The organism is Streptomyces sp. NBC_00557 (assembly GCF_036345995.1).
GTDB lineage: Bacteria > Actinomycetota > Actinomycetes > Streptomycetales > Streptomycetaceae > Streptomyces.
Genome location: NZ_CP107796.1, coordinates 3,736,677 through 3,758,262, shown reverse-complemented (window position 1 = coordinate 3,758,262; position 21,586 = coordinate 3,736,677). Strand labels below are relative to the sequence as shown.

Below are 21,586 nucleotides of genomic sequence, written 5' to 3'. Positions count from 1 at the left end.
GTGATCTGCCGCTAACCCATAGTCCGTTCGGACCATTCAAGATTGGGCCCGAAGGGGGTGTTGCGCTGTGCCCACCTTCCGTAACGTCCTCAACTGGCGGCGGTGAATATGCCGCTGCCGCCGTGGGGGAGCCTCGATTCGGGAGAGGACGGCGCCGGTATGGGCTGGGTTACCGACTGGAGTGCGCAGGCTGCCTGCCGCACTACCGATCCGGATGAACTGTTCGTTCAGGGAGCAGCGCAGAACAGGGCCAAGGCGGTGTGCACCGGTTGCCCGGTACGCACCGAGTGCCTCGCCGACGCGCTGGACAACCGCGTCGAGTTCGGCGTGTGGGGAGGCATGACGGAGCGGGAACGCCGCGCACTGCTGCGCCGCCGGCCCACCGTGACCTCCTGGCGCAGGCTGCTGGAGACCGCCCGCTCGGAGTACGAGCGCGGAGCGGGCATCGTGTCGCTCGACAACGACGAGGTGTACGAGAACTACGCGGCCGTGAGCTGAGGGAAACCGAGGGCGTTCCCTGCGGCACATACCCGGGGCACAGGGCCCCCGACCCGGCACGCGCCATCGGAATATCTTCCGGGCGTGGGCCGCGGACAGCGGGGCCGGGCAGACCCGGGTCCGGGTACGCCGCGCGGTATCCGCCCGGAACACGGCAAGCGGTGAGGTGCGAGAAGCGCCGGTCCGGCCTACGCCTGGGGAAGCCATGACCGGCCTTGCGGTACCCGGTTGTCCGGACAGCGCCACGCGCGGTTCCGGCCTGCGCCCGCTGCCCGCACACGGCTCCTGCTCGCGCACGTGCCGTCGACGCCGTCCGCGCATGCCACCCCCCACGCAGGACCGTCAGCGCGCGTGCACGACGACCGCCGCGCGTACGGCTTCACCCGCGCCCGGCCGCTCCGCAGCGGTCGGCCGATGCCGCGCTACGGCAGCTCCGTCGGCTCTCTCGCGCCCGCTGCCAGTCGGGCGCCGATGTCGCGCAGGCCCGCGAGGTCGTGGACGTCGCCGGGCAGCGCGGGCACTTCCACGACCGCCACCTCGGGGTGCCGGGCGATGAAACGGTCACGCGTGCGCCGCTCGCGCGCGAGCAGGTGCATGCGGTCGGCGTGCAGGCGCAGCAGTCCCGCGGTGAGCCGGTCGACGGAGCGCTCCGTGTCGGCGGGGGAGCCTTCCTCGGAAGCAGGGGCGCCGGCTGCGGCCTCGGATGCGGGAGATCGCGAACTGCCGTATGCGTCGGGAGAGTTACGAAGTCCAGCTTTCCCGCCGCCCTGATCCACAATGCGGCGGTCCTCAAGATTTTCGGCGGCGGCGAGCGCCCGCTCCGCCGACAGCCGCCCGGCGCCGGTGCCATGGACGCGGTTCAGCACCAGGCCCACCAGCGGCATCTTCTCCGCGGCCAGCCGCTCCACGAAGTACGCCGCCTCCCGCAACGCGTCCCGCTCCGGCGCCGCGACCACCACGAAGGCCGTGCCGGGCGCCTGGAGCAGCTTGTAGGTGGCGTCCGCGCGCGTGCGGAAACCGCCGAAGGTGGTGTCCATCGCGGCCACGAACGTCTGGACGTCCTTCAGCAGCTGGCCGCCGAGCAGCTTGCCGAGCGTGCCGGTCATCATCGACATGCCGACGTTGAGGAAGGCCATGCCCGCGCGCCCGCCGAGCTTGGCCGGCGCGGTCAGCAGGCGGATCAGCCGGCCGTCCAGGAAGGAGCCCAGCCGCTTGGGCGCGTCCAGGAAGTCCAGCGCCGAGCGGGACGGCGGGGTGTCGACGACGATCAGGTCCCACTCGTCCCGCGCCCGCAGCTGGCCGAGCTTCTCCATCGCCATGTACTCCTGCGTGCCCGCGAAGCCCGCCGAGAGCGACTGGTAGAAGGGGTTCGCCAGGATCGCGGCCGCCCGCTCCGGATCCGCGTGCGCCTCCACGACCTCGTCGAAGGTGCGCTTCATGTCGAGCATCATGGCGTGCAGTTCGCCCTCGCCCTCGGTGCCCTTCACCCGGCGCGGGACGTTGTCGAGGGAGTCGATGCCCATCGACTGGGCCAGCCGCCGGGCCGGGTCGATGGTCAGCACGACCACCTTGCGGCCCCGCTCGGCCGCCCGCAGTCCGAGGGCCGCGGCGGTCGTCGTCTTGCCGACCCCGCCCGAGCCGCAGCACACCACGATCCGGGTCTTCGGGTCGTCCAGCAGCGGGTCGACGTCCAGCACGCGCGCGGGGGAGAGACCGTGGGGCTTGTCCCACCCCTCGGCCGTCGCGGGGCCCTGGGCCGTCTCCAGCCCGTCGGCCGTCACTGCCGTCTCGGATGCCTCGGCCGGGTCCGGACTCATGTCAACCCCTGCTTCCGCAGCTCGGTGGCGAGTTCGTACAGGCCCGCCAGGTCCATGCCCTCGGCGAGCAGCGGCAGTTCGCCCAGCGGCAGGCCCAGCTCGCCGAGGACCGCGCGCTGCTCCTGCTCCAGCGCGTACCGCTCGGCGTACTCCGCCGCCTGCTCCAGCAGCGGGTCCACCAGCTTCTCCGCGTTCCCGCCCCGCCGGGCCCCGCCGAGCCCCGCGGCCGAGAGCGCCTGTGCGACGGAGGAACGCTCCACGGTCCGTACGAGTTCCAGGTCGGCCGCGTCCAACACCTCCGGGCGGACCATGTTCACGATGACCCGGCCCACCGGCAGGCGCGCCGCGCGGAGTTCGGCGATGCCGTCGGCGGTCTCCTGGACCGGCATCTCCTCCAGCAGCGTCACCAGGTGCACCGCCGTCTCCGGCGACTTCAGCACCCGCATCACGGCCTGCGCCTGGTTGTGTATCGGGCCGATCTTCGCCAGGCCCGCCACCTCGTCGTTCACGTTCAGGAACCGGGTGATGCGGCCCGTCGGCGGGGCGTCCATGACGACGTAGTCGTACACGAACCTCCCGGAGCGGTCCTTGCGGCGCACCGCCTCGCAGGCCTTGCCGGTCAGCAGGACGTCCCGGATGCCCGGCGCGACGGTGGTGGCGAAGTCGATCGCGCCCAGCTTCTTCAGGGCCCGGCCCGCGCCCCCGAGCTTGTAGAACATCTGCAGGTAGTCCAGAAGGGCCAGTTCGGCGTCTATGGCCAGGGCGTACACCTCACCGCCGCCCGGAGCCACCGCGATCTTCCGCTCCTCGTACGGCAACGCCTCCGTCTCGAAAAGCTGGGCGATGCCCTGCCGGCCCTCGACCTCGACGAGAAGCGTCCGCTTCCCCTCGGTGGCGAGGGCCAGCGCCAGTGCGGCGGCGACCGTCGTCTTTCCGGTCCCGCCCTTGCCGCTGACGACCTGGAGCCTGCTCACGTCTTCGAGACTAACCAGTCCGCCCGACACTCACGCGGGAGGCTGTGGATAACGAAGGTCACAGCCGGCTGCCCGGCCTGTGGACGACGCCGCCGCCGGTCGGCCGCCGGCCCCGCCGGCCACAGCGGATACAGTCGGCCCCATGACCAAGAAGTGGGAATACGCCACCGTGCCGCTGCTCGTCCACGCCACGAAGCAGATCCTGGACACCTGGGGCGAGGACGGCTGGGAGCTCGTCCAGGTCGTGCCCGGGCCCAACAACCCCGAGCAGCTCGTCGCCTACCTGAAGCGGGAGAAGCAGGCATGAGCGGGGTCGAGGCCAAGCTGGCCGAACTGGGGCTGACCCTGCCGGAGGTCGTGCCGCCGCTGGCCGCGTACCAGCCGGCCGTGCAGTCCGGCGCGTACGTCTACACCGCCGGCCAGCTGCCGATGGTCGAGGGCAAGCTGCCGGTCACCGGCAAGGTGGGCGCCGAGGTCACCGCCGAGGAGGCCAAGGACCTGGCCCGGATCTGCGCGCTGAACGCGCTCGCCGCGGTGAAGTCCGTCACCGGCGACCTGGACCGCATCGCGCGCGTGGTGAAGGTCGTCGGCTTCGTCGCCTCCGCGGCCGACTTCACCGGGCAGCCCGGTGTCGTCAACGGCGCCAGCGAACTGCTCGGCGAGGTCCTCGGCGACAAGGGCGTGCACGCCCGCAGCGCCGTCGGCGTCGCGGTGCTGCCGCTGGACGCGCCGGTCGAGGTGGAGATCCAGGTCGAGCTGGCTCAGTAACCCCGCTGACCTCGGGCAGCTCTCGAACATTCGCCCTACACGGGATAGCCTCCGGCCATGGCGAACGGTCAGTGGTACCCCCCGGAGTGGCCCGACCGCATCCGCGCGCTCGCGGCCGGCACCCTCACCCCGGTGTCCCCCCGGCGCGCGGCCACGGTGCTGCTCCTGAAGGACACGCCGGACGGCCCCGCGGTCCACATGCTGCGCAGACGCGCCTCCATGGCCTTCGCCGGAGGCGCGTACGCGTATCCGGGCGGCGGCGTCGACCCGCGCGACGACGACCGCCTGGTGCGCTGGGCGGGCCCCACGCGCGCGTGGTGGGCCGAGCGGCTCGGCGTGGACGAGCCGGGCGCCCAGGCCATCGTCTGCGCGGCCGTGCGCGAGACGTACGAGGAGGCCGGCGTGCTGCTCGCCGGGCCCGACGCGGACTCGGTCGTCGGCGACACCACCGGGGAGGACTGGGAGGCCGACCGCGCCGCGCTGGTCGCGCGCGAGCTGTCCTTCGCCGAGTTCCTCGACCGGCGCGGTCTCGTGCTGCGCTCCGACCTGCTGGGCGCCTGGACCCGCTGGATCACCCCGGAGTTCGAGTCCCGCCGCTACGACACCTGGTTCTTCGTGGCGGCGCTGCCCGAGGGCCAGCGCACCCGGAACGCCTCCACGGAGGCCGACCGCACGGTGTGGATCCGCCCGGCCGAGGCCGCCGCCCGCTACGACAAGGGCGAACTGCTCATGATGCCGCCCACCATCGCCACCCTGCGCCAGCTGCTGCCGTACGCCTCCGCCGCCGAGACGCTCGCGGCCGCCCCCGGGCGCGACATGACCCCGGTGCTGGCCCGCGCCCGCCTCCAGGACGGCGAGATCGTCCTGTCCTGGCCCGGGCACGACGAGTTCACCAAGCACATCCCGACGGCTCCGACGGGCGCCGAGATCACGGGCGGAGGCCCCGCATGACCGAAGCAAGCACGCTGCCCGGCCAGCCGCGCGGCCAGGTGCGCTCCGGCCCGGCCACCGAACGGGCCGTGAACGTCCTCGCGCCCAACGCCTCCCCGATGACCCTGGACGGCACCAACACCTGGATCGTCGCCGAGCCCGACTCCGACCTCGCCGTGGTGATCGACCCGGGCCCCCTGGACGACGGCCATCTGCGCACCGTCGTCGACACCGCCGAGAAGGCCGGCCGGCGCATAGCCCTGACCCTGCTCACCCACGGCCACCCCGACCACGCCGAGGGCGCCGCCCGTTTCGCGGAACTGACCGGCACGCGCGTGCGTGCCCTCGATCCGGCGCTGCGCCTGGGCGACGAGGGCCTGGCCGCCGGGGACGTGATCGCCGTCGGCGGCCTGGAGCTGCGGGTCGTGCCGACGCCCGGGCACACCGCGGACTCGCTGTGCTTCCATCTCCCGGCCGACCGGGCCGTGCTGACCGGGGACACCATCCTCGGGCGCGGTACGACGGTCGTGGCGCACCCCGACGGCCGCCTGGGCGACTATCTGGACTCCCTGCGCCGTCTGCGGTCCCTCACCGTCGACGACGGCGTGCACACCGTCCTGCCGGGCCACGGGCCGGTCCTGGAGGACGCGCAGGGCGCCGTCGAGTTCTACCTCGCCCACCGCGCCCACCGGCTCGCCCAGGTGGAGACAGCGGTCGAGGACGGGCACCGCACCCCCGCCGAGGTCGTCGCCCACGTCTACGCCGACGTGGACCGCTCCCTGTGGCCGGCGGCGGAGCTGTCGGTACGGGCCCAGCTGGACTATCTGAGCGAGCACGGGCTCATCTAGGGGCCGTCCGGCCGGGGCGCCTTCACGCCGTGCACGCGCGCGTACTCGCCGGCGAGCCAGGGCCCCAGGTCGTCCACGTACGACCGCAGGACCCCGGCGTCGCCGACGGGCTCGCGGCCGTACCGCGCCGCCGTCCGCAGCTGTGCGGCCCGCTCGGGGTAGTACGCCCCGCACACCTCGGCCATCTCGTGCAGATCGCTCGTCCAGCCCTTCCAGCGGGGCATGACGAGCGTGAAGCCGGTGCGGACGAGGTGCCGGGACATGAAGCGCACGAGGGGCCGCCGGGCCGCCTCGGTGTCCTCGGCGTCCGCGATCCGCTGCCGCCAGCGGGGCAGCCACAGCGCCAGGTCGCCGTTGGTCTCGCGGGCGAGCAGGGAGTCCGGGCGGTAGCGCGGCAGGTACTCGGCGAGGTCCTCGCCGAGCAGCGGGGTGCACAGGCAGGCCACGAACCACCCCATGTCGTACCGCTCCCGCTCGCTCAGCAGCCGGTCCCGGCCGTACAGCAGCGTGCCGACGCCGTCGATCTGCGGGAACTCGCCGTCGACGGCCTCGCCGAGCGCCCGTACGGCGTCCCGGTCGGCGTCGGCCGGCTCGTCCCGGAGCGCGACCAGCAGGTCCAGGTCGCTGCGGCCCACGCGCGCGGTGCCGCGCGGGATGGAGCCGTAGAGGTAGGCGCTGTGCAGCCGCGGCCCGAAGGCGGCCGTCAGCCGGTCGCGCGCCGCGGCCACGACGGGACGGAAGACGCCGGGCACGCGCGCGAGGGAGCCTTCGCGCGCGATGAAGCCCTGCTCGTCCAGCCCGGGCCGGAGGATCGTTTCAGCCATGGGGCAACTGTGACCCCTGCGAGGCGGACGTGCGGCGCATTTACGGCGCGCGCCCCGGCCCGCCGAGCGGGCCGGTGACGACAGCGGGGCCCGCTCGCGAGAAGCGGACCCCGGGGTCGTACGCCGTCGTACGGCAGCCGCGGGCGTCAGCGCGACCGCTTGGCCAGCCTCTCCACGTCCAGCAGGATGACGGCCCGCGCCTCCAGGCGGAGCCAGCCGCGCTGCGCGAAGTCCGCCAGCGCCTTGTTCACGGTCTCGCGCGAGGCGCCGACCAGCTGGGCCAGCTCCTCCTGGGTGAGGTCGTGGACGACGTGGATGCCCTCCTCGGACTGCACGCCGAAGCGGCGCGACAGGTCCAGCAGGGCGCGCGCCACGCGGCCGGGGACGTCGGAGAAGACCAGGTCCGACATGGCGTCGTTGGTCTTGCGCAGACGGCGGGCGACGGCGCGCAGCAGGGCGCCGGCCACCTCGGGCCGGGCGTTCAGCCAGGGCTGGAGGTCGCCGTGGCCGAGACCGAGCAGCTTGACCTCGGTCAGCGCGGTCGCGGTCGCCGTACGCGGGCCCGGGTCGAACAGCGACAGCTCACCGATCAGCTCGCCGGGGCCGACGACGGCGAGCATGTTCTCGCGGCCGTCGGGGGAGGTGCGGTGCAGCTTGACCTTGCCCTCGGTGACGACGTACAGCCGGTCGCCGGGGTCGCCCTCGTGGAAGAGGGAGTCGCCGCGTGCGAGGGTCACCTCGCTCATGGAGGCGCGAAGCTCCGCGGCCTGCTCGTCGTCGAGAGCCGCGAAGAGCGGGTTGCGCCGCAGAACGTCGTCCACTGAGTTCTCTCCTTGTCGACCTGCTCAGAGGATCTTGCTCCCCCGAGTGTCAGGGGACCGTGTTCCCCATTTTGCCGGACGGTCCAAACAGTGTGATCTGTCACAAGGATGCCGCACAGGTGTCCCGAGGTAAGCGTCAGGGGTCCAATCGGGGGCCGGTCCTCGGGGTCCGGGGCGGATGTCGGTGCCGGGCTCTAGGCTGGCCGGGTGTCCAAATCGCCGGTGAGAGCACAGGCCAAGGGGGCTTAGCGGGTGGTTGTACGTCGCGATTCCGCTGTGGGCGAACAGAGCCCCGGCGGTGATAAGAAAACCGGAAAAACGGCAAAAAAGGTCACTCGGGGCTCCGTCGAGAAGACGGCGGCGGGCAAGGAGACGGCGCCCGAGGAGACGACGGCGGGGGAGACCACGGCGGGCAGGACCGCTGCGGGCAGGAAGACGGCGGCGGGCAAGACCACGGCGGCCAAGAAGACCGCCGCCAAGAAGACCGCCCCGGCCAAGTCCGCTCAGGCCAAGAAGGCCGCCCCCGCCAAGAAGGCCCCCGCGAAGACGGCCAAGAAGGCCCCCGCGAAGACGGGCTCCGCCAAGAAGGCCTCCGCCAGGAAGGTCTCTCCGGTCGAGAAGGTCGTGGCGACCGGGAAGCCCGTCGCCGTGAAGAAGGCGGCGGCCGTCAAGAAGGTCGCGGTCCGGCCGCCGGGGGACGAGTCCCGTACCGCCCTGGTCCGCCGCGCCCGCCGTATCAACCGCGAGCTGGCCGAGGTGTACCCGTACGCCCACCCCGAGCTGGACTTCGACAACCCCTTCCAGCTGCTCGTCGCCACCGTGCTGTCGGCCCAGACCACGGACCTGCGCGTCAACCAGACGACCCCGGCGCTCTTCGCGAAGTACCCGTCCCCCGAGGACCTGGCCGCCGCCAACCCGGAGGAGGTCGAGGAGATCCTGCGCCCCTGCGGGTTCTTCCGGGCCAAGACCAAGTCGGTCATAGGGCTCTCCAAGGCCCTGGTGGAGGACTTCGGCGGCGAGGTGCCCGGCAGGCTCGAGGACCTGGTCAAGCTGCCCGGCGTCGGCCGCAAGACCGCGTTCGTCGTGCTCGGCAACGCCTTCGGCCGGCCCGGGATCACCGTGGACACCCACTTCCAGCGGCTGGTCAGGCGCTGGCGGTGGACCGACGAGACCGACCCGGACAAGATCGAGGCCGCCGTCGGCGCGCTGTTCCCGAAGAGCGAGTGGACCGACCTGTCCCACCACGTGATCTGGCACGGCCGCCGTATCTGCCACGCCCGCAAGCCCGCCTGCGGAGCCTGCCCGATCGCCCCGCTGTGCCCGGCCTACGGCGAGGGCGAGACCGACCCGGAGAAGGCGAAGAAGCTGCTGAAGTACGAGAAGGGCGGCTTCCCCGGCCAGCGGCTGAAGCCCCCGCAGGCCTATCTCGACGCGGGCGGCAGGCCGGCCCCGCCCCTGGGGGCCGCGTGACGGAACGATCTCGGGGTCCTCGGACGTTGGACAGGCGGAGCGAGGGGGGCGGCGATGGCGAGGACCGGTGAGACACGGGGCGGTGCGGTGACGCGTGGTGCGGTGCGCGGACAGGTGACGCTGAGCAAGGAGGGGCTGCCGGAGTGGCTGGCGCCGGTGGTGCGCGCCGCTGAGACGGTCGAGCCGCTCCAGCTGAGCCGCTTCCTGCCGCCGGAGAACGGCTCGGGCCGCAAGTCGGCCGTGCTGATCCTGTTCGGCGAGGGCGAGCGCGGCCCGGAGCTGCTGCTGATCGAGCGCGCCGGCTCGCTGCGCTCGCACGCGGGGCAGCCGTCCTTCCCGGGCGGCGCGCTCGACCCCGAGGACGGCGATCCGCACGCCGACGGCCCGCTCAGAGCCGCGCTGCGCGAGGCCCAGGAGGAGACCGGCCTCGACCCGTCCGGCGTCCAGCTCTTCGGCGTGCTGCCCGCGCTGTACATCCCGGTCAGCGGTTTCGTCGTCACGCCCGTGCTCGGCTGGTGGCGCGAGCCCAGCCCGGTCGGCGTCGTCGATCCGAACGAGACGGCGCGGGTGTTCACGGTCCCCGTGGCGGATCTCACGGACCCCGCCAACCGCGCCACCGCCGTCCACCCCAGCGGGCACCGCGGCCCGGCATTCCTGGTCGAATCGGCTCTGGTCTGGGGTTTCACGGCCGGAGTGATCGACCGCCTGCTGCACTACGCGGGCTGGGAGCGCCCCTGGGACAGGGAGAAGCAGGTCCCGCTGGACTGGCGCGCATGACAGGGTGTCCTCCGTGAATGTGCTGGACATCCTGTTGCTGGTCGCGGCCGTGTGGTTCGCGGTCGTCGGCTACCGCCAGGGCTTCGTCGTGGGCATCCTGTCGGTGATCGGGTTCCTGGGCGGCGGTCTCGTCGCCGTGTACGCGCTGCCCGTGGTCTGGGACGCCGTGACTGACAACGCGGACGTGGGCACCACCGCCGCCGTGGTCGCCGTGGTCGTCGTCATCGTCTGCGCCTCCGTCGGCCAGGCCCTGACCACCCATCTCGGCAACAAGCTGCGCCGGTACATCACCTGGTCCCCGGCCCGCGCCCTGGACGCCACCGGCGGCGCCCTGGTCAACGTCGTCGCCATGCTGCTGGTGGCCTGGCTGATCGGCTCCGCCCTCGCCGGCACCACCCTGCCGACGCTCGGCAGGGAGGTCCGCGGCTCCAAGGTGCTGCTCGGCGTCTCCCGGGCGCTCCCCGCGCAGGCCGACACCTGGTTCGCGGACTTCTCCTCCGTCCTCGCGCAGAACGGCTTCCCGCAGGTCTTCAGCCCGTTCGCCAACGAGCCGATCAAGGACGTCCGGCCGCCCGACCCGGCGCTCGCGAACAGCCAGGTCGCGGTGCGCGCCCAGCGCTCCATCGTCAAGGTCACCGGCACCGCGCAGAGCTGCGGCAAGGTGCTGGAGGGCACCGGCTTCGTGTTCGCCGACCGCAGGGTCATGACCAACGCGCACGTCGTCGGCGGCGTCGACGCGCCCACGGTGCAGATAGGCGGCGAGGGCCGCACGTACGACGCCAAGGTCGTCCTGTACGACTGGAAGCGCGACATCGCCGTACTGGACGTACCCGACCTGAAGGCGACCGCCCTGCGGTTCTCCGCCCAGGACGCGGCCGGCGGCGACGGCGCGATCGTCGCGGGCTTCCCGGAGAACGGCTCGTACGACGTGCGCGCCGCGCGTGTGCGCGGGCGCATCGCGGCCAACGGCCCGGACATCTACCACCGCGGCACCGTCCGCCGCGACGTCTACTCGCTGTACACGACCGTCCGCCAGGGCAACTCGGGCGGCCCGCTGCTCACCCCCGACGGCCGGGTGTACGGCGTCGTGTTCGCCAAGTCCCTCGACGACGCCGAGACCGGCTACGCCCTCACGGCGGACGAGATCCGGCCCGACATCGCCCAGGGGCGTGCGGCGAACGAGCAGGTGGGTACGGACAGCTGCGCCCTGTGACCGGTACGCCCGGCGGCCTGGGGAGGCCTCTCCTCAGGAAGGGCGACGGTCGACGGCGGGCTCAGCCGCGCGGGTGACGCAGACGCACCGAGACCCAGCGCGCCCGGCGGCGCAGGATGCGCGGAATGCCCACCCGGAGGTCTCCTTCCGCGAGTTGCGCGTTGCCGCGCCGAGGCGTGCTCAGACCCGCGGCGGAGCGGCGGGTGCGGGGTGCGTCACTGTAGTCGTGCGTCCAGCCCATACCCGGACGTGTGCCCCTGCCCGAAGGTCGATAACCGCCTGAGCGCCGTCCAATTGGCCTATGCGGCAGGCATGTGGCCGTTCGGGGGACACCTGTTCAGGAACCGGATACTCCGCGCATCGAACCGTCACCGCACGGTCACCGGCACACGTCACCGGTACGGGTGAACTTCGCCGGTTCCGGGTGTCGCTCACCGGCGGGCGTCGCCACCCGTGTTGGTCACCGGTCCGGCTCGGGGTCCTTCAGCCAGTTGACCAGTTCCGCGGAGAACGCCGCCGGGTCCTCCTCGTGCGGGAAGTGACCGAGGCCGTCGAACAGCCGCCAGCGGTACGGCGCTTCGACGTACTCGCCCGAACCGGCCGCGCTGCGCGTGCGCGTCACCGGGTCCAGCGAGCCGTGCAGATGCAGCGTGGGCACCCGGACCGGGCGTTTCATCCGTCGGTTGAACTGGATGCCGTCGGGCCGGGCCAGCGAGCGCACCAGCCAGCGGTACGGCTCGATCGCGCAGTGGGCGGTCGACGGGATGCACATGGCGCGCTGGTAGGTCTCCAGCGTCTTGTCCTCCGGCTGCCGCGGCCCGGACCAGTCCCGGATCAGCCGGCCCACCAGTGCGCCGCCGTCCGCGGTGAGTTGACGCTCCGGGAGCCACGGCCGCTGGAAGCCCCAGATGTAGGAGTTGGCGGCCGTCTGCCGGGCGTCCCGCAGCATCGCCGCCCGCCAGCGCCGGGGATGCGGCATGGACACCACGGCGAGCCGCCGGACGAGCTTGGGCCGCATCGCCGCGGCCGTCCACGCCAGATAGCCGCCCAGGTCGTGGCCGACCACCGCCGCGTCCGGCTCGCCGAGCGAGCGGATCACGCCGGTGACGTCGAGCGCGAGGTTCGCCGGGTCGTATCCGCGGGGCGTGCGGTCGCTGCCGCCGACGCCCCGCAGGTCCATCGCCACCGCCCGGTAGCCGGCGTCCGCGAGCGCGACCAGCTGGTGCCGCCAGGCCCACCAGAACTGCGGGAAGCCGTGCAGCAGCAGCACCAGCGGGCCGTCGCCGAGCTCGGCGATGTGGAAGCGGGCGCCGTTGGCGGCGACGTCCCTGTGCAGCCAGGGACCTTCGATCCGTACGGCCGAGGGAGCGGGTTCCGTCATGACTGTGAGCGTGCCACAGCCTCGATGGCCGCGGGGGCCCGGTCCTCGGGACGTTCCGCGCGCGGGTGCGGCTTGGCGTGCTGCAGGACGTTCGCCGTCTCCTTCATCGAGGCGGCCACCTTCTGCGGGCCCTTGCCCTTCTTGGCCTTCTTCGCGAACACCATGCCGGTCAGGGCGAGGAGGCCGGCGACGAGCACGTTCGCGGCGAAGGACAGCACGAAGCAGATCGCCAGGTTCCAGCCGCTCCAGGTCCGGATGCCGTAGGCGAGGGCGAAGTTGAGCATCGGGAGCGAGAAGACGAGCAGCACGAGGGCCGCCGTGAACGCGCCGCCGCTGGTCGCGCCGCGCTTGACGTCCTGCTTCAGCTGGGCCTTGGCCAGGGCGATCTCGTCGTGCACCAGCGCCGACAATTCGGTCGTAGCCGAGGCGAACAGCTGGCCGATGCTGCGTTCGGCGCCGACCGGGCTGCCGTCGGGTGCGCTCATCGCGTTCTCCCTCAGAGGTCTGTTGTGCCGCGGCGTGCCGGTGCCGTGCCGTCGTGACGTCGTGCGCGCGGCGTCGTGCGCATGACGTCGTACTGGCCGGCGGCCCGCCGGTGTGGCCGTCTTGTTTTGTACCGTCTCGTCAGATCATGCCGGACGGTCGTCCTCCTCGCCTGCCCCGCCCGGCACTTCCTGAAGCCCGTGGCGCGCCGGCGCGGCCTTCCCGGCGGCGATACGGCGGTGTTCGGCGGCCTTGCGCTCGTGGATCTCGGCCATCCGCAGGTGGTAGGCGGGGTCGTCCTGCTCGTAGACGTCCGGGATGCCGTCGCGGTCCTCGTCGCGCTCCTCCTCCTCGCACAGCCTGCGGTACTTGGCGTTGCGTATCTTCAGCAGCACCGTGGCGCACGTCGCCGCGACGAGCGAGCCGACGAGGACGGACGCCTTGACCTCGTCGGTGAGGACGGCGTCCCCGGCGAAGGCGAGTTCGCCGATGAGCAGGGAGACGGTGAAGCCGATGCCGGCGAGGCAGGCCACCGCGAAGACGTCCGCCCAGGCGAGGTCCTCGCTGAGGGAGGCGCGGGTGAAGCGGACGGCCAGCCAGGCGCCGCCGAAGATGCCGATCGTCTTGCCGAGCACGAGCCCCAGCACCACACCCAGCGTCTGCGGCCTGCCGAACACGTCCCCGAGCGTCCCGCCCGTGACGGCGACCCCCGCGCTGAACAGCGCGAACACGGGCACGGCGAACCCGGCGGAGAAGGGCCGCACCAGGTGCTCGACGTGCTCGCCGGGCGAGCGCCGCTCACCCTCCCGGGTGGTGCAGCGCAGCATCAGGCCCATCGCCACGCCGGCGATGGTGGCGTGCACGCCGCTGTGGTGCATCAGCGCCCAGATCACCACGGCGAGCGGAAGGTACACGTACCAGCCGCGGACGCCCTTGCGCAGCAGCAGCCAGAACACGACCAGCCCGGCGACGGCCCCGCCGAGCGCGGTGTAGTCCAGACCGCCGGTGAAGAAGACCGCGATGATCAGGATCGCGAAGAGGTCGTCGACCACAGCGAGGGTGAGCAGGAAGGCCCGCAGCGAGCTGGGCAGGGAGGTGCCGATCACCGCGAGGACGGCGAGGGCGAACGCGATGTCGGTGGCGGTGGGCACCGCCCAGCCCTGTGCCGAGCCGTTTCCGGTGAGGTTGGTGACCGTGTAGACGAGCGCCGGTACGGCCATCCCGCACAGCGCGGCCACCACGGGCAGGGCGGCTGCCGCGGGGTCGCGCAGGTCGCCGGCGACCAGTTCGCGCTTGAGCTCGATGCCGGCGACGAAGAAGAACACCGTGAGCAGGCCGTCGGCGGCCCAGTGCGCCAGGGACAGGTGCAGGCCGAGCGTGCCCGGGCCGAGGCGGAAGTGGCTGACGGACTCGTAGCTGTCGTGCAGGCCCGGGATGTTCGCCCAGATCAGCGCCGCCACGGCGGCGAGGAGCAGCAGGACGCCGCCGACGGTCTCGGTCCGCAGCGCGTCCGCGACGAAGGCGCGCTCGGGCAGCGACAGGCGTCCGAAGGCCTTGCGGGGGGTGCGGGTGCGGGGTGCGGCCACGGCGGGGACCTCCGGGTCGTACGGCGATGATCACGCCGTCGCGCACGGTCGCCGACGGCGTCGCCGACCAGACTTCCCGGCACACCCTGAGCCCGCCACTTTACCAGTCTTTGACACAGAACGTTAGGGATGCGAACGAAAAGGGGCGCCCGGTGGTGGCACCGGGCGCCCTCGTGCCGCCGTCGCGCCTAGTCCTCGCTCGGCGCCGCGGGCAGCTTGGCCTGGATGAGGTCCATGACCGTGCTGTCCGTCAGCGTGGTGACGTCACCGAGCTGGCGGTTCTCGGCCACGTCCCGCAGCAGGCGGCGCATGATCTTGCCGGAGCGGGTCTTGGGCAGCTCGGCCACCGGCAGGATCCGCTTGGGCTTGGCGATCGGGCCGAGCGTGGCGCCCACGTGGTCGCGCAGCTCGCCGACGAGCGCCTCGGTCTCCGCGGCCGTACCGCGCAGGATGACGAACGCGACGATCGCCTGGCCGGTGGTCTCGTCGGCGGCGCCGACGACGGCCGCCTCGGCGACCGCCGGGTGCGAGACGAGCGCCGACTCCACCTCGGTGGTGGAGATGTTGTGCCCGGACACGAGCATCACGTCGTCCACCCGGCCCAGCAGCCAGATGTCGCCGTCGTCGTCCTTCTTCGCGCCGTCACCGGCGAAGTACTTGCCCTCGAAACGGGACCAGTAGGTGTCGATGAACCGCTGGTCGTCGCCCCAGATGGTGCGCAGCATCGACGGCCAGGGCTCGGTCAGGACCAGGTAGCCACCGCCGCCCTTGGGCACCTCGTTCGCCTCGTCGTCGACGACGGTCGCGCTGATGCCGGGCAGCGGGGTCTGCGCGGAGCCCGGCTTGGCCTCGGTGACGCCGGGCAGCGGCGAGATCATGATCGCGCCGGTCTCGGTCTGCCACCAGGTGTCCACCACCGGCGTGCGGTCCGCGCCGATGTTCTTCCGGTACCAGACCCAGGCCTCGGGGTTGATGGGCTCGCCCACCGAGCCGAGGATGCGCAGGGAGGAGAGGTCGAACTTGGCGGGGATGTCGTCGCCCCACTTCATGAACGTCCGGATCGCCGTCGGCGCCGTGTAGAGGATCGTGACCTTGTACTTCTGCACGATCTCCCAGAACCGGCCCTGGTGCGGGGTGTCCGGCGTGCCCTCGTACATCACCTGCGTCGCGCCGTTGGCCAGCGGGCCGTACACGATGTACGAGTGCCCGGTGACCCAGCCGACATCGGCCGTGCACCAGTACACGTCCGTCTCCGGCTTGAGGTCGAAGACCGCCCAGTGCGTGTACGCCGCCTGGGTGAGGTAGCCGCCGGAGGTGTGCAGGATGCCCTTCGGCTTCCCCGTGGTGCCCGAGGTGTAGAGGATGAACAGCGGGTGCTCCGCCTCGAACGCCTCCGGGGTGTGCTCGGCCGGCTGCCGCTCGACCAGCTCGTGCCACCACACGTCCCGGCCCTCGGTCCACGCCACGTCCTGGCCGGTGCGGCGCACCACCAGCACGTGCTCGACGTTGTCGACCTTGGTGATCGCCTCGTCCACGGCGGGCTTGAGCGCGGACGGCTTGCCGCGCCGGTAGCCGCCGTCGGCGGTGACGACCACCTTGGCGTCCGCGTCCTGGATGCGAGTCGCGAGCGCGTCCGCCGAGAAGCCGCCGAAGACCACCGAGTGCGTGGCGCCGATCCGGGCCGAGGCCAGCATCGCGATCGCGGTCTCCGGGATCATCGGCATGTAGATGGCGACCCGGTCGCCCTTGCGGACACCCAGCTCCAGCAGGGCGTTGGCCGCCTTGGAGACCTCGTCCTTCAACTCGGCGTAGGTGAGGGAGCGGCTGTCGCCCGGCTCGCCCTCGAAGTGGATGGCGACACGGTCCCCGTGCCCGGCCTCCACGTGCCGGTCCACGCAGTTGTAGGCGACGTTCAGCTCGCCGTCCTTGAACCACTTCGCGAACGGCGGGTTCGACCAGTCCAGCGTCTCGGTCGGTTCCTTGGCCCAGGCCAGCCGGCGGGCCTGCTCGGCCCAGAAGCCGAGCCTGTCAGCCTTGGCCTGTGCATACGCCTCCGCGGTGACGTTGGCGTGCGCTGCCAGGTCGGCGGGGGGCGCGAACCTGCGTTCTTCCTTGAGCAGGTTGGCCAGGCTCTCGTTGCTCACGACATCTCCCTCTCGAAGGGTGTCCGTTGTGTCCCGGGCCACAGCTCATCAGACGCGGGGGTCCGATGACAAGGGTCGCCGGAAAATTGGTTTAGACCTATTGGTGGGGCTGGTCGGCCCCCTGGCGGCGGCAGTCGGGCACGGCGTTCCGCGGTGGACAGCCCAGCCGATCCCTCGCATGAGTGAAGTAATCGTTTGATCGGCTTGTCGTACTAATTCCTTCTCGGTCTCGTGCGACCTTGGCGGCGCTGTCGGTGCAAGCCCGGCACATCACCAGAAAACGGCACACGTCAGCGATTGCCAGAGAGAAGGAAGAAGGTGGTGAGAAGATGGCCGCCACCCAGAGGATCGCCGTCGGCGTCTTGGCCGCCGCGGCCTGTGCCTCGCCGCTCGCCGGTTGCGCGACCGGCTCCCACACCTCGCCCTCCCACGGTTCTCATGGTGCGAAGCAGGCCGCGCCCGGCCCGCAGCAGGGGGCGCCGGCGCCGGGCAGCGTGCTTCGGCTGATCGGCGACGGATCCACCGCGTACACCGGCTCGCAGCCCCATCTGCCCAGGCCCGAGCGGCTGAGGCCGGGTCAGAAGCCGCCGCAGTTCGTGGTGTTCTCCTGGGACGGCGCGGGCGAGGACAGCCAGAAGCTGTTCTCGCGCTTTCGTCAGGTCGCCAGGGAGAACCACGCGACCATGACGTACTTCCTCAGCGGCGTGTACCTGCTGCCGAAGGAGAAGCGCGACCTGTACAAGCCGCCCCGGCACTCGCCCGGCAGCTCCGACATCGGCTTCAACGACGAGAAGGGGATCGCCGACACCGTCGAGCAGGCGCGGCTGGCCTGGCTGGAGGGCAACGAGATCGGCACCCACTTCAACGGCCACTTCTGCGGGCCCGACGGCGGAGTGGGCACCTGGTCGGTGGACGAGTGGAAGAGCGAGATCGCCCAGGCCAAGCAGTTCGTGAAGTCCTGGAAGACCAACACCGGCATGACGAAGTCGGCACCGCTGCCCTTCGATTACGACAAGGAGCTGATCGGCGCCCGCACCCCCTGCCTGGAGGGACGGAAGAACTTCGTCAAAGCGGCCCGCGAGCTGGGCTTCCGGTACGACTCCAGCGGGGTGAACAAGCAGGTCTGGCCCGGGAAGAAGCAAGGCCTGTGGGACCTGTCGATGCAGCTCGTGCCGTTCCCCGGGCACATCTACGAGCAGGTGACCATGGACTACAACTTCATGGTCAACCAGTCCGGCACCCGGACCCAGGGCGACCCGGACAGGTTCCGCTACTGGGGCGACCAGATGCGCGACGGCCTCGTCAAGGGCTTCTACCGGGCCTACGACGGCAACCGCGCGCCGCTGATCATCGGCAACCGCTTCGAGTCCTGGAACGGCGGCACGTACATGCGCGCCGTCGAGGAGACGGTGAAGGAGGTCTGCTACAAGCCCGACGTGCGCTGTGTCTCCTTCCATCAGCTGGTCGACTGGCTGGACGCCCAGGATCCACGGGTGCTGGAGAAACTGCGCACCCTCCAGGTGGGCGAGGCCCCCAGGCAGGGCTGGGCGTCCTTCCTCTCCGGCCGCCCGGCCCCTGCGCCGAAGGGCGTGCCCGGGGCGCCGGCGGTCAGGCCGTAGACGCCCGCACGAGCCGGCCCGTGAGCCGTGGGGGCACGCGCCGGCCGCAGATGACGTCAAACGGCGGCCGTCACACCGTCGTTGTGGCGTGTGCACCGAGGGTTTCGCCGAGTACGAACCCGGGGTCGACCTGGGCCGCCAGGTCGGCCCCGGTGCGTTCGTTGCCCCACGCCTCGGCGTTCTTCAGGTGGAAGTGCACCATCTGCCGGGTGTAGCGCTCCCAGTCGCGGTGTTCGTACGTGGCGTCCGCGGCGGCCCGCAGGGAGTGCAGAGCGCGGGCGTTGGCCTCCTCCAGAAGGTCGAACCGGGGCGGCCTGCCCTTCTCCATGGCGCGCACCCAGTCCGAGCGGCCGACGGTCACCAGCAGGTCGTCCCCGACCTCCGCGCGCAGGAAGTCGATGTCGTCCTGTTCCTGGACCTTGTTGCCGACGACCTTCAGGGCGACGCCGAAGTCGCGGGCGTACTCCTTGTACTGGCGGTAGACGGAGACCCCCTTCCGGGTCGGTTCGGCGACGAGGAACGTCATGTCGAAGCGGGTGAACATGCCGGAGGCGAAGGAGTCCGAACCGGCCGTCATGTCGACCACGACGTACTCGTCGGGGCCGTCGACGAGGTGGTTCAGGAACAGCTCCACCGCTCCCGTCTTGGAGTGGTAGCAGGCGACCCCCAGGTCGGCGTCCGTGAAGGGGCCGGTGACCATCAAACGGACGGCGCCGCCGTCGAGTTCCACCGGCCGCGCACAGGCGTCGTAGACCGGATTCGGCTCCCGCACCCGGACCAGCCGCGACCCCTCGCCGGGCGGAGTCGTCTTGATCATCTGGGCGGGGGAGGGAATGCGCGGGTTGCTCCCGCGCAGGTACTCCTTGATCAGCCCCAGCCGCTCGCCCATGGCGGGCAGTGCGGCGGCCTCCGCCTCGTCGAGGCCGAGCGCGGGACCGAGGTGCTGGTTGATGTCCGCGTCGATGGCGACCACCGGGGCGCCGGCGGCCGCGAGATGGCGGATGAAGAGGGAGGAGAGCGTGGTCTTGCCGCTGCCGCCCTTCCCGACGAAAGCAATTTTCATGTTCACCAAGCGTAGTCACGTGATGGCTGTCCGTGCAGGAAGGGGGTGAAGAAGACCACTCCTTCGAGGGGTCGGCCCATGGGGTGCGTAGGGTCGTACTCATGAGTACGACTGGCGCGAACGCCGACCCGCTCGCGACCCTGGGCTCGCTGCCCGGAGTGGCCGAATCCGTGGAGTCCGTGCGCAAGGCCGTGGACCGGGTCTACGGGCACCGGATCATGCGGCGGCGCAGCCCCGAGATCACCTCCGAGGCGGCGTTGCGCGGCGCCCGCGGCTCCGCGGCGCTGTCCGGCGCCGACTGGGCCCTGGAGGAGGTGCGGCGGCGCACCGACTTCGGCGGCGACGCTCAGGCGCGCGTCATGGGCGCCGCGCTCAGGCTGTCGGCGGAGGCCGGACAGCTGCTGTCCATCTGGCGGCAGTCGCCCCTCAGGGTGCTGGCCCGGCTGCACGTGGTGGCCGCGGCGGTCCAGGGCGACGAGGTGGGCAGGCCGCGCCAGGCCGGCGAGCCGGTGGACGAGCCGCTGGTCGAACTGCCGCTGCCGGACGCCGGGGAGGTCTCCGGGCGGCTTGAGGGGCTCGCCGGCCTGATCATCGCCGGGACGTCGGCTCCGGCGCTGGTGACGGCGGCCGTGGTGCACGGCGAGCTGCTCGCGCTGCGGCCCTTCGTGTCCCACAACGGGCTGGTCGCGCGCGCTGCGGAGCGGATCGTGCTGATCGGCAGCGGCCTGGACCCGAAGGCGATCTGCCCAGCCGAGGTCGGCCACGCCGAGCTGGGCCGCGCCGCCTATCTGGCCGCGCTGGAGGGATACGTCTCCGGCACCCCCGAGGGCATGGCGGCCTGGATCGCGCACTGCGGCAGGGCGGTCGAACTGGGCGCGCGCGAGTCGACGGCCGTGTGCGAGGCGCTGCAGCGCGGCGCGGCCTGAGGGGACGCCCGGAACGGCCCCGGACATGGGTTGCGGCGGTACGAGTTCTCGTACCGCCGCTGGCATGTTCACCGAGTTACCATGCGTCCTCGATATACGCCCATCAGGTCGGGGACTTTGCCCGTCACCTGGTGCGGCTGGCCCGTAATCGACGGGTCGACGTCGCGTGGGTGCCCGGTGTCCATGCGGGGTCCGTGGGGCCACTGCGTAGTGGTAGGGGATCCTCTCGGATGTCCTGTGGTCTCGCGGGCCTAAGGCTTTTGTACCGCGAGCCGGGAAGAAGCGGAAGCCCTGTCTGCCGTTCTTTACTTTCAGGTTCAAACGGGGGTGAATCGGGCGTCCTTCCAGGGAGTGCGCCCGCTCAGGCGGTGCTCCGGCGCCGGCTGGCGTACCAGACGAGGCCCGCGGTCGCGGCCGCCGCCGTTATGGCCGCCGCGACCAGCGCGGGGCGGGGCGGCACGGAGAACGCGGGCAGCCGCTTCTTCAGCGGGACCGGCCGGCGGAACTCCAGAACCGGCCACCCGCGCGCGAGTGCCTCGCGGCGCAGCGTGCGGTCCGGGTTCACCGCGTGCGGGTGCCCGACGGTCTGGAGCATGGGCAGATCGGTCGCCGAGTCGCTGTAGGCGTAGCAGCGGTCGAGGTCGTAGCCCTCGGACACGGCCAGTTCCCGGATCGCCTCGGCCTTGGTCGGTCCGTAGGCGTAGTACTCCACCTCCCCGGTGAAGCAGCCGTCCGCGCCGACGACCATGCGCGTGGCCACGACCCGGTCCGCGCCCAGCAGTTCGCCGATCGGTTCGACCACCTCGGCGCCCGAGGTGGACACGATCACCACGTCCCGGCCGGCCGCGTGGTGCTCCTCGATGAGGGAGGCGGCCTCGTCGTAGATGATCGGGTCGATCAGGTCGTGCAGGGTCTCGGCGACGATCTGCCGCACCTGCTGCACGTTCCAGCCGCGGACCAGCGTCGACAGGTACTCGCGCATGCGCTCCATCTGGTCGTGGTCCAGGCCGCCGACCAGGAAGACGAACTGGGCGTATGCGGTGCGCAGCGCGGCCCTGCGGCTGATCAGGCCGCCTTGGTAGAAGGACTTGCCGAAGGTGAGCGTGCTGGACTTCGCAATGACCGTCTTGTCCAGATCGAAGAAGGCTGCCGCGCGGGGCAAGGAGTGGTTTTCCACGCCCCTGAGCATAGGTGCAGCCCATTCGGCGTAAGGTGGGCGCGTGGGTTTGCCTGAGAGGGCTCTCGGGTACACCATGGAAGTCACGGATCGTTCGCGACCGTGCTAACCCGGTCCGACTCCTCCCCCCCCCGAGTCGGCCGTGGAGACGACCCCCGCTCTCCCCCCCGGCGGGGGTCGTCGCATGTCCGGACGGGTTTTCTCCCTCCTCCCCTTTTCTCGCCCGGCCGCGGCGCCGGTACGGCTGTGCCGCGGCCGCCGCTTCCG

The 21,586-nt window shown here is 71.8% G+C and carries 21 protein-coding genes; 10 read left to right on the top strand and 11 right to left on the bottom strand.

Annotation, left to right across the window (positions count from 1 at the left end):
* Positions 1–159: 159 nt before the first annotated feature.
* Positions 160–498 carry a transcriptional regulator WblA gene (gene wblA, locus OG956_RS16055; RefSeq protein WP_030606400.1) on the top strand — a complete coding sequence of 113 codons (339 nt, stop codon included), beginning with the start codon at positions 160–162 and terminating at the stop codon, positions 496–498.
* A 422-nt stretch (positions 499–920) separates the two neighbouring features.
* On the opposite strand, the gene OG956_RS16050 is transcribed toward wblA, so the two are convergent.
* Positions 921–2,315: an ArsA family ATPase gene (locus tag OG956_RS16050; RefSeq protein WP_330338655.1), complete on the bottom strand. Its 1,395-nt coding sequence runs from the start codon at positions 2,313–2,315 to the stop codon at positions 921–923.
* Positions 2,312–3,289 (bottom strand): ArsA-related P-loop ATPase, encoded by a 978-nt coding sequence (locus OG956_RS16045; protein WP_330338654.1) that lies wholly within the window; start codon positions 3,287–3,289, stop codon positions 2,312–2,314. Before OG956_RS16045 ends, OG956_RS16050 begins: the two co-directional genes overlap by 4 nt.
* A 142-nt stretch (positions 3,290–3,431) precedes the next feature.
* Between OG956_RS16045 and OG956_RS16040 the strand changes: the two genes are divergently transcribed.
* Genes OG956_RS16040 through OG956_RS16025 form a run of 4 tightly spaced genes read left to right on the top strand, consistent with a single transcriptional unit; the run spans position 3,432 to position 5,835 of the window.
* Positions 3,432–3,596 carry a DUF4177 domain-containing protein gene (locus OG956_RS16040; RefSeq protein ID WP_136744038.1) on the top strand — a complete coding sequence of 55 codons (165 nt, stop codon included), beginning with the start codon at positions 3,432–3,434 and terminating at the stop codon, positions 3,594–3,596.
* The gene (locus OG956_RS16035; RefSeq protein ID WP_330338653.1) at positions 3,593–4,057 is read left to right on the top strand and encodes a RidA family protein; all 465 of its coding nucleotides are present in this window, start codon (positions 3,593–3,595) and stop codon (positions 4,055–4,057) included. Before OG956_RS16040 ends, OG956_RS16035 begins: the two co-directional genes overlap by 4 nt.
* 57 nt (positions 4,058–4,114) lie before the next feature.
* Positions 4,115–5,008 carry an NUDIX hydrolase gene (locus OG956_RS16030; protein WP_330338652.1) on the top strand — a complete coding sequence of 298 codons (894 nt, stop codon included), beginning with the start codon at positions 4,115–4,117 and terminating at the stop codon, positions 5,006–5,008.
* Positions 5,005–5,835: an MBL fold metallo-hydrolase gene (locus OG956_RS16025; protein WP_330338651.1), complete on the top strand. Its 831-nt coding sequence runs from the start codon at positions 5,005–5,007 to the stop codon at positions 5,833–5,835. The genes OG956_RS16030 and OG956_RS16025 overlap by 4 nt, the downstream gene beginning before the upstream one ends.
* On the opposite strand, the gene OG956_RS16020 is transcribed toward OG956_RS16025, so the two are convergent.
* Together OG956_RS16020 and OG956_RS16015 are read right to left on the bottom strand one after the other, a co-directional pair.
* Positions 5,832–6,659 (bottom strand): nucleotidyltransferase domain-containing protein, encoded by an 828-nt coding sequence (locus OG956_RS16020; protein ID WP_330338650.1) that lies wholly within the window; start codon positions 6,657–6,659, stop codon positions 5,832–5,834. The two genes, OG956_RS16025 and OG956_RS16020, sit on opposite strands and share 4 nt — an antisense overlap.
* Before the next feature lie 146 nt (positions 6,660–6,805).
* A complete protein-coding gene (locus tag OG956_RS16015) occupies positions 6,806–7,480 on the bottom strand; it encodes a Crp/Fnr family transcriptional regulator (protein WP_014674022.1) in 675 nt (224 codons plus the stop codon).
* A gap of 276 nt (positions 7,481–7,756) precedes the next feature.
* Here OG956_RS16015 and nth point away from each other — a divergent pair, with 276 nt between their 5' ends.
* Genes nth through OG956_RS16000 form a run of 3 tightly spaced genes read left to right on the top strand, consistent with a single transcriptional unit; the run spans position 7,757 to position 10,940 of the window.
* A complete protein-coding gene (gene nth, locus OG956_RS16010; protein ID WP_330338649.1) occupies positions 7,757–8,950 on the top strand; it encodes an endonuclease III in 1,194 nt (397 codons plus the stop codon).
* A 54-nt stretch (positions 8,951–9,004) separates the two neighbouring features.
* A complete protein-coding gene (locus OG956_RS16005) occupies positions 9,005–9,727 on the top strand; it encodes an NUDIX hydrolase (protein ID WP_330338648.1) in 723 nt (240 codons plus the stop codon).
* 13 nt (positions 9,728–9,740) lie between these two features.
* Positions 9,741–10,940: a MarP family serine protease gene (locus OG956_RS16000; protein WP_330338647.1), complete on the top strand. Its 1,200-nt coding sequence runs from the start codon at positions 9,741–9,743 to the stop codon at positions 10,938–10,940.
* A gap of 61 nt (positions 10,941–11,001) precedes the next feature.
* Here the strand turns inward: OG956_RS16000 and OG956_RS15995 are convergent, their stop codons facing one another.
* The 5 genes from OG956_RS15995 to acs form a co-directional block, all read right to left on the bottom strand.
* Positions 11,002–11,181: a hypothetical protein gene (locus OG956_RS15995; RefSeq protein WP_330338646.1), complete on the bottom strand. Its 180-nt coding sequence runs from the start codon at positions 11,179–11,181 to the stop codon at positions 11,002–11,004.
* A 219-nt stretch (positions 11,182–11,400) separates the two neighbouring features.
* On the bottom strand, positions 11,401–12,321 hold the full coding sequence (locus tag OG956_RS15990; protein ID WP_330338645.1) for an alpha/beta fold hydrolase: 921 nt from the start codon (positions 12,319–12,321) through the stop codon (positions 11,401–11,403).
* Entirely contained in the window at positions 12,318–12,806 is a 489-nt protein-coding gene (locus OG956_RS15985) for a phage holin family protein (RefSeq protein WP_330338644.1), read from the bottom strand. The genes OG956_RS15990 and OG956_RS15985 overlap by 4 nt, the downstream gene beginning before the upstream one ends.
* Before the next feature lie 144 nt (positions 12,807–12,950).
* On the bottom strand, positions 12,951–14,390 hold the full coding sequence (gene nhaA, locus OG956_RS15980; protein WP_330338643.1) for a Na+/H+ antiporter NhaA: 1,440 nt from the start codon (positions 14,388–14,390) through the stop codon (positions 12,951–12,953).
* Positions 14,391–14,578: 188 nt separating this feature from the next.
* Entirely contained in the window at positions 14,579–16,534 is a 1,956-nt protein-coding gene (acs, locus tag OG956_RS15975) for an acetate--CoA ligase (RefSeq protein WP_330338642.1), read from the bottom strand.
* A 329-nt stretch (positions 16,535–16,863) separates the two neighbouring features.
* Between acs and OG956_RS15970 the strand changes: the two genes are divergently transcribed.
* The gene (locus OG956_RS15970) at positions 16,864–18,153 is read left to right on the top strand and encodes a hypothetical protein (protein WP_330338641.1); all 1,290 of its coding nucleotides are present in this window, start codon (positions 16,864–16,866) and stop codon (positions 18,151–18,153) included.
* A gap of 70 nt (positions 18,154–18,223) precedes the next feature.
* On the opposite strand, the gene OG956_RS15965 is transcribed toward OG956_RS15970, so the two are convergent.
* Positions 18,224–19,216, bottom strand: coding sequence for an ATP-binding protein (locus OG956_RS15965; protein WP_330338640.1), 993 nt, complete (start codon positions 19,214–19,216; stop codon positions 18,224–18,226).
* Between the two features lie 101 nt (positions 19,217–19,317).
* On the opposite strand from OG956_RS15965, the gene OG956_RS15960 reads away from it, so the two are divergent.
* Positions 19,318–20,142, top strand: a complete 825-nt coding sequence (locus OG956_RS15960; RefSeq protein WP_330338639.1) for an oxidoreductase — start codon at positions 19,318–19,320, stop codon at positions 20,140–20,142.
* A gap of 361 nt (positions 20,143–20,503) precedes the next feature.
* On the opposite strand, the gene OG956_RS15955 is transcribed toward OG956_RS15960, so the two are convergent.
* Positions 20,504–21,331: an HAD family hydrolase gene (locus OG956_RS15955; protein ID WP_330338638.1), complete on the bottom strand. Its 828-nt coding sequence runs from the start codon at positions 21,329–21,331 to the stop codon at positions 20,504–20,506.
* Between the last annotated feature and the right edge of the window lie 255 nt (positions 21,332–21,586).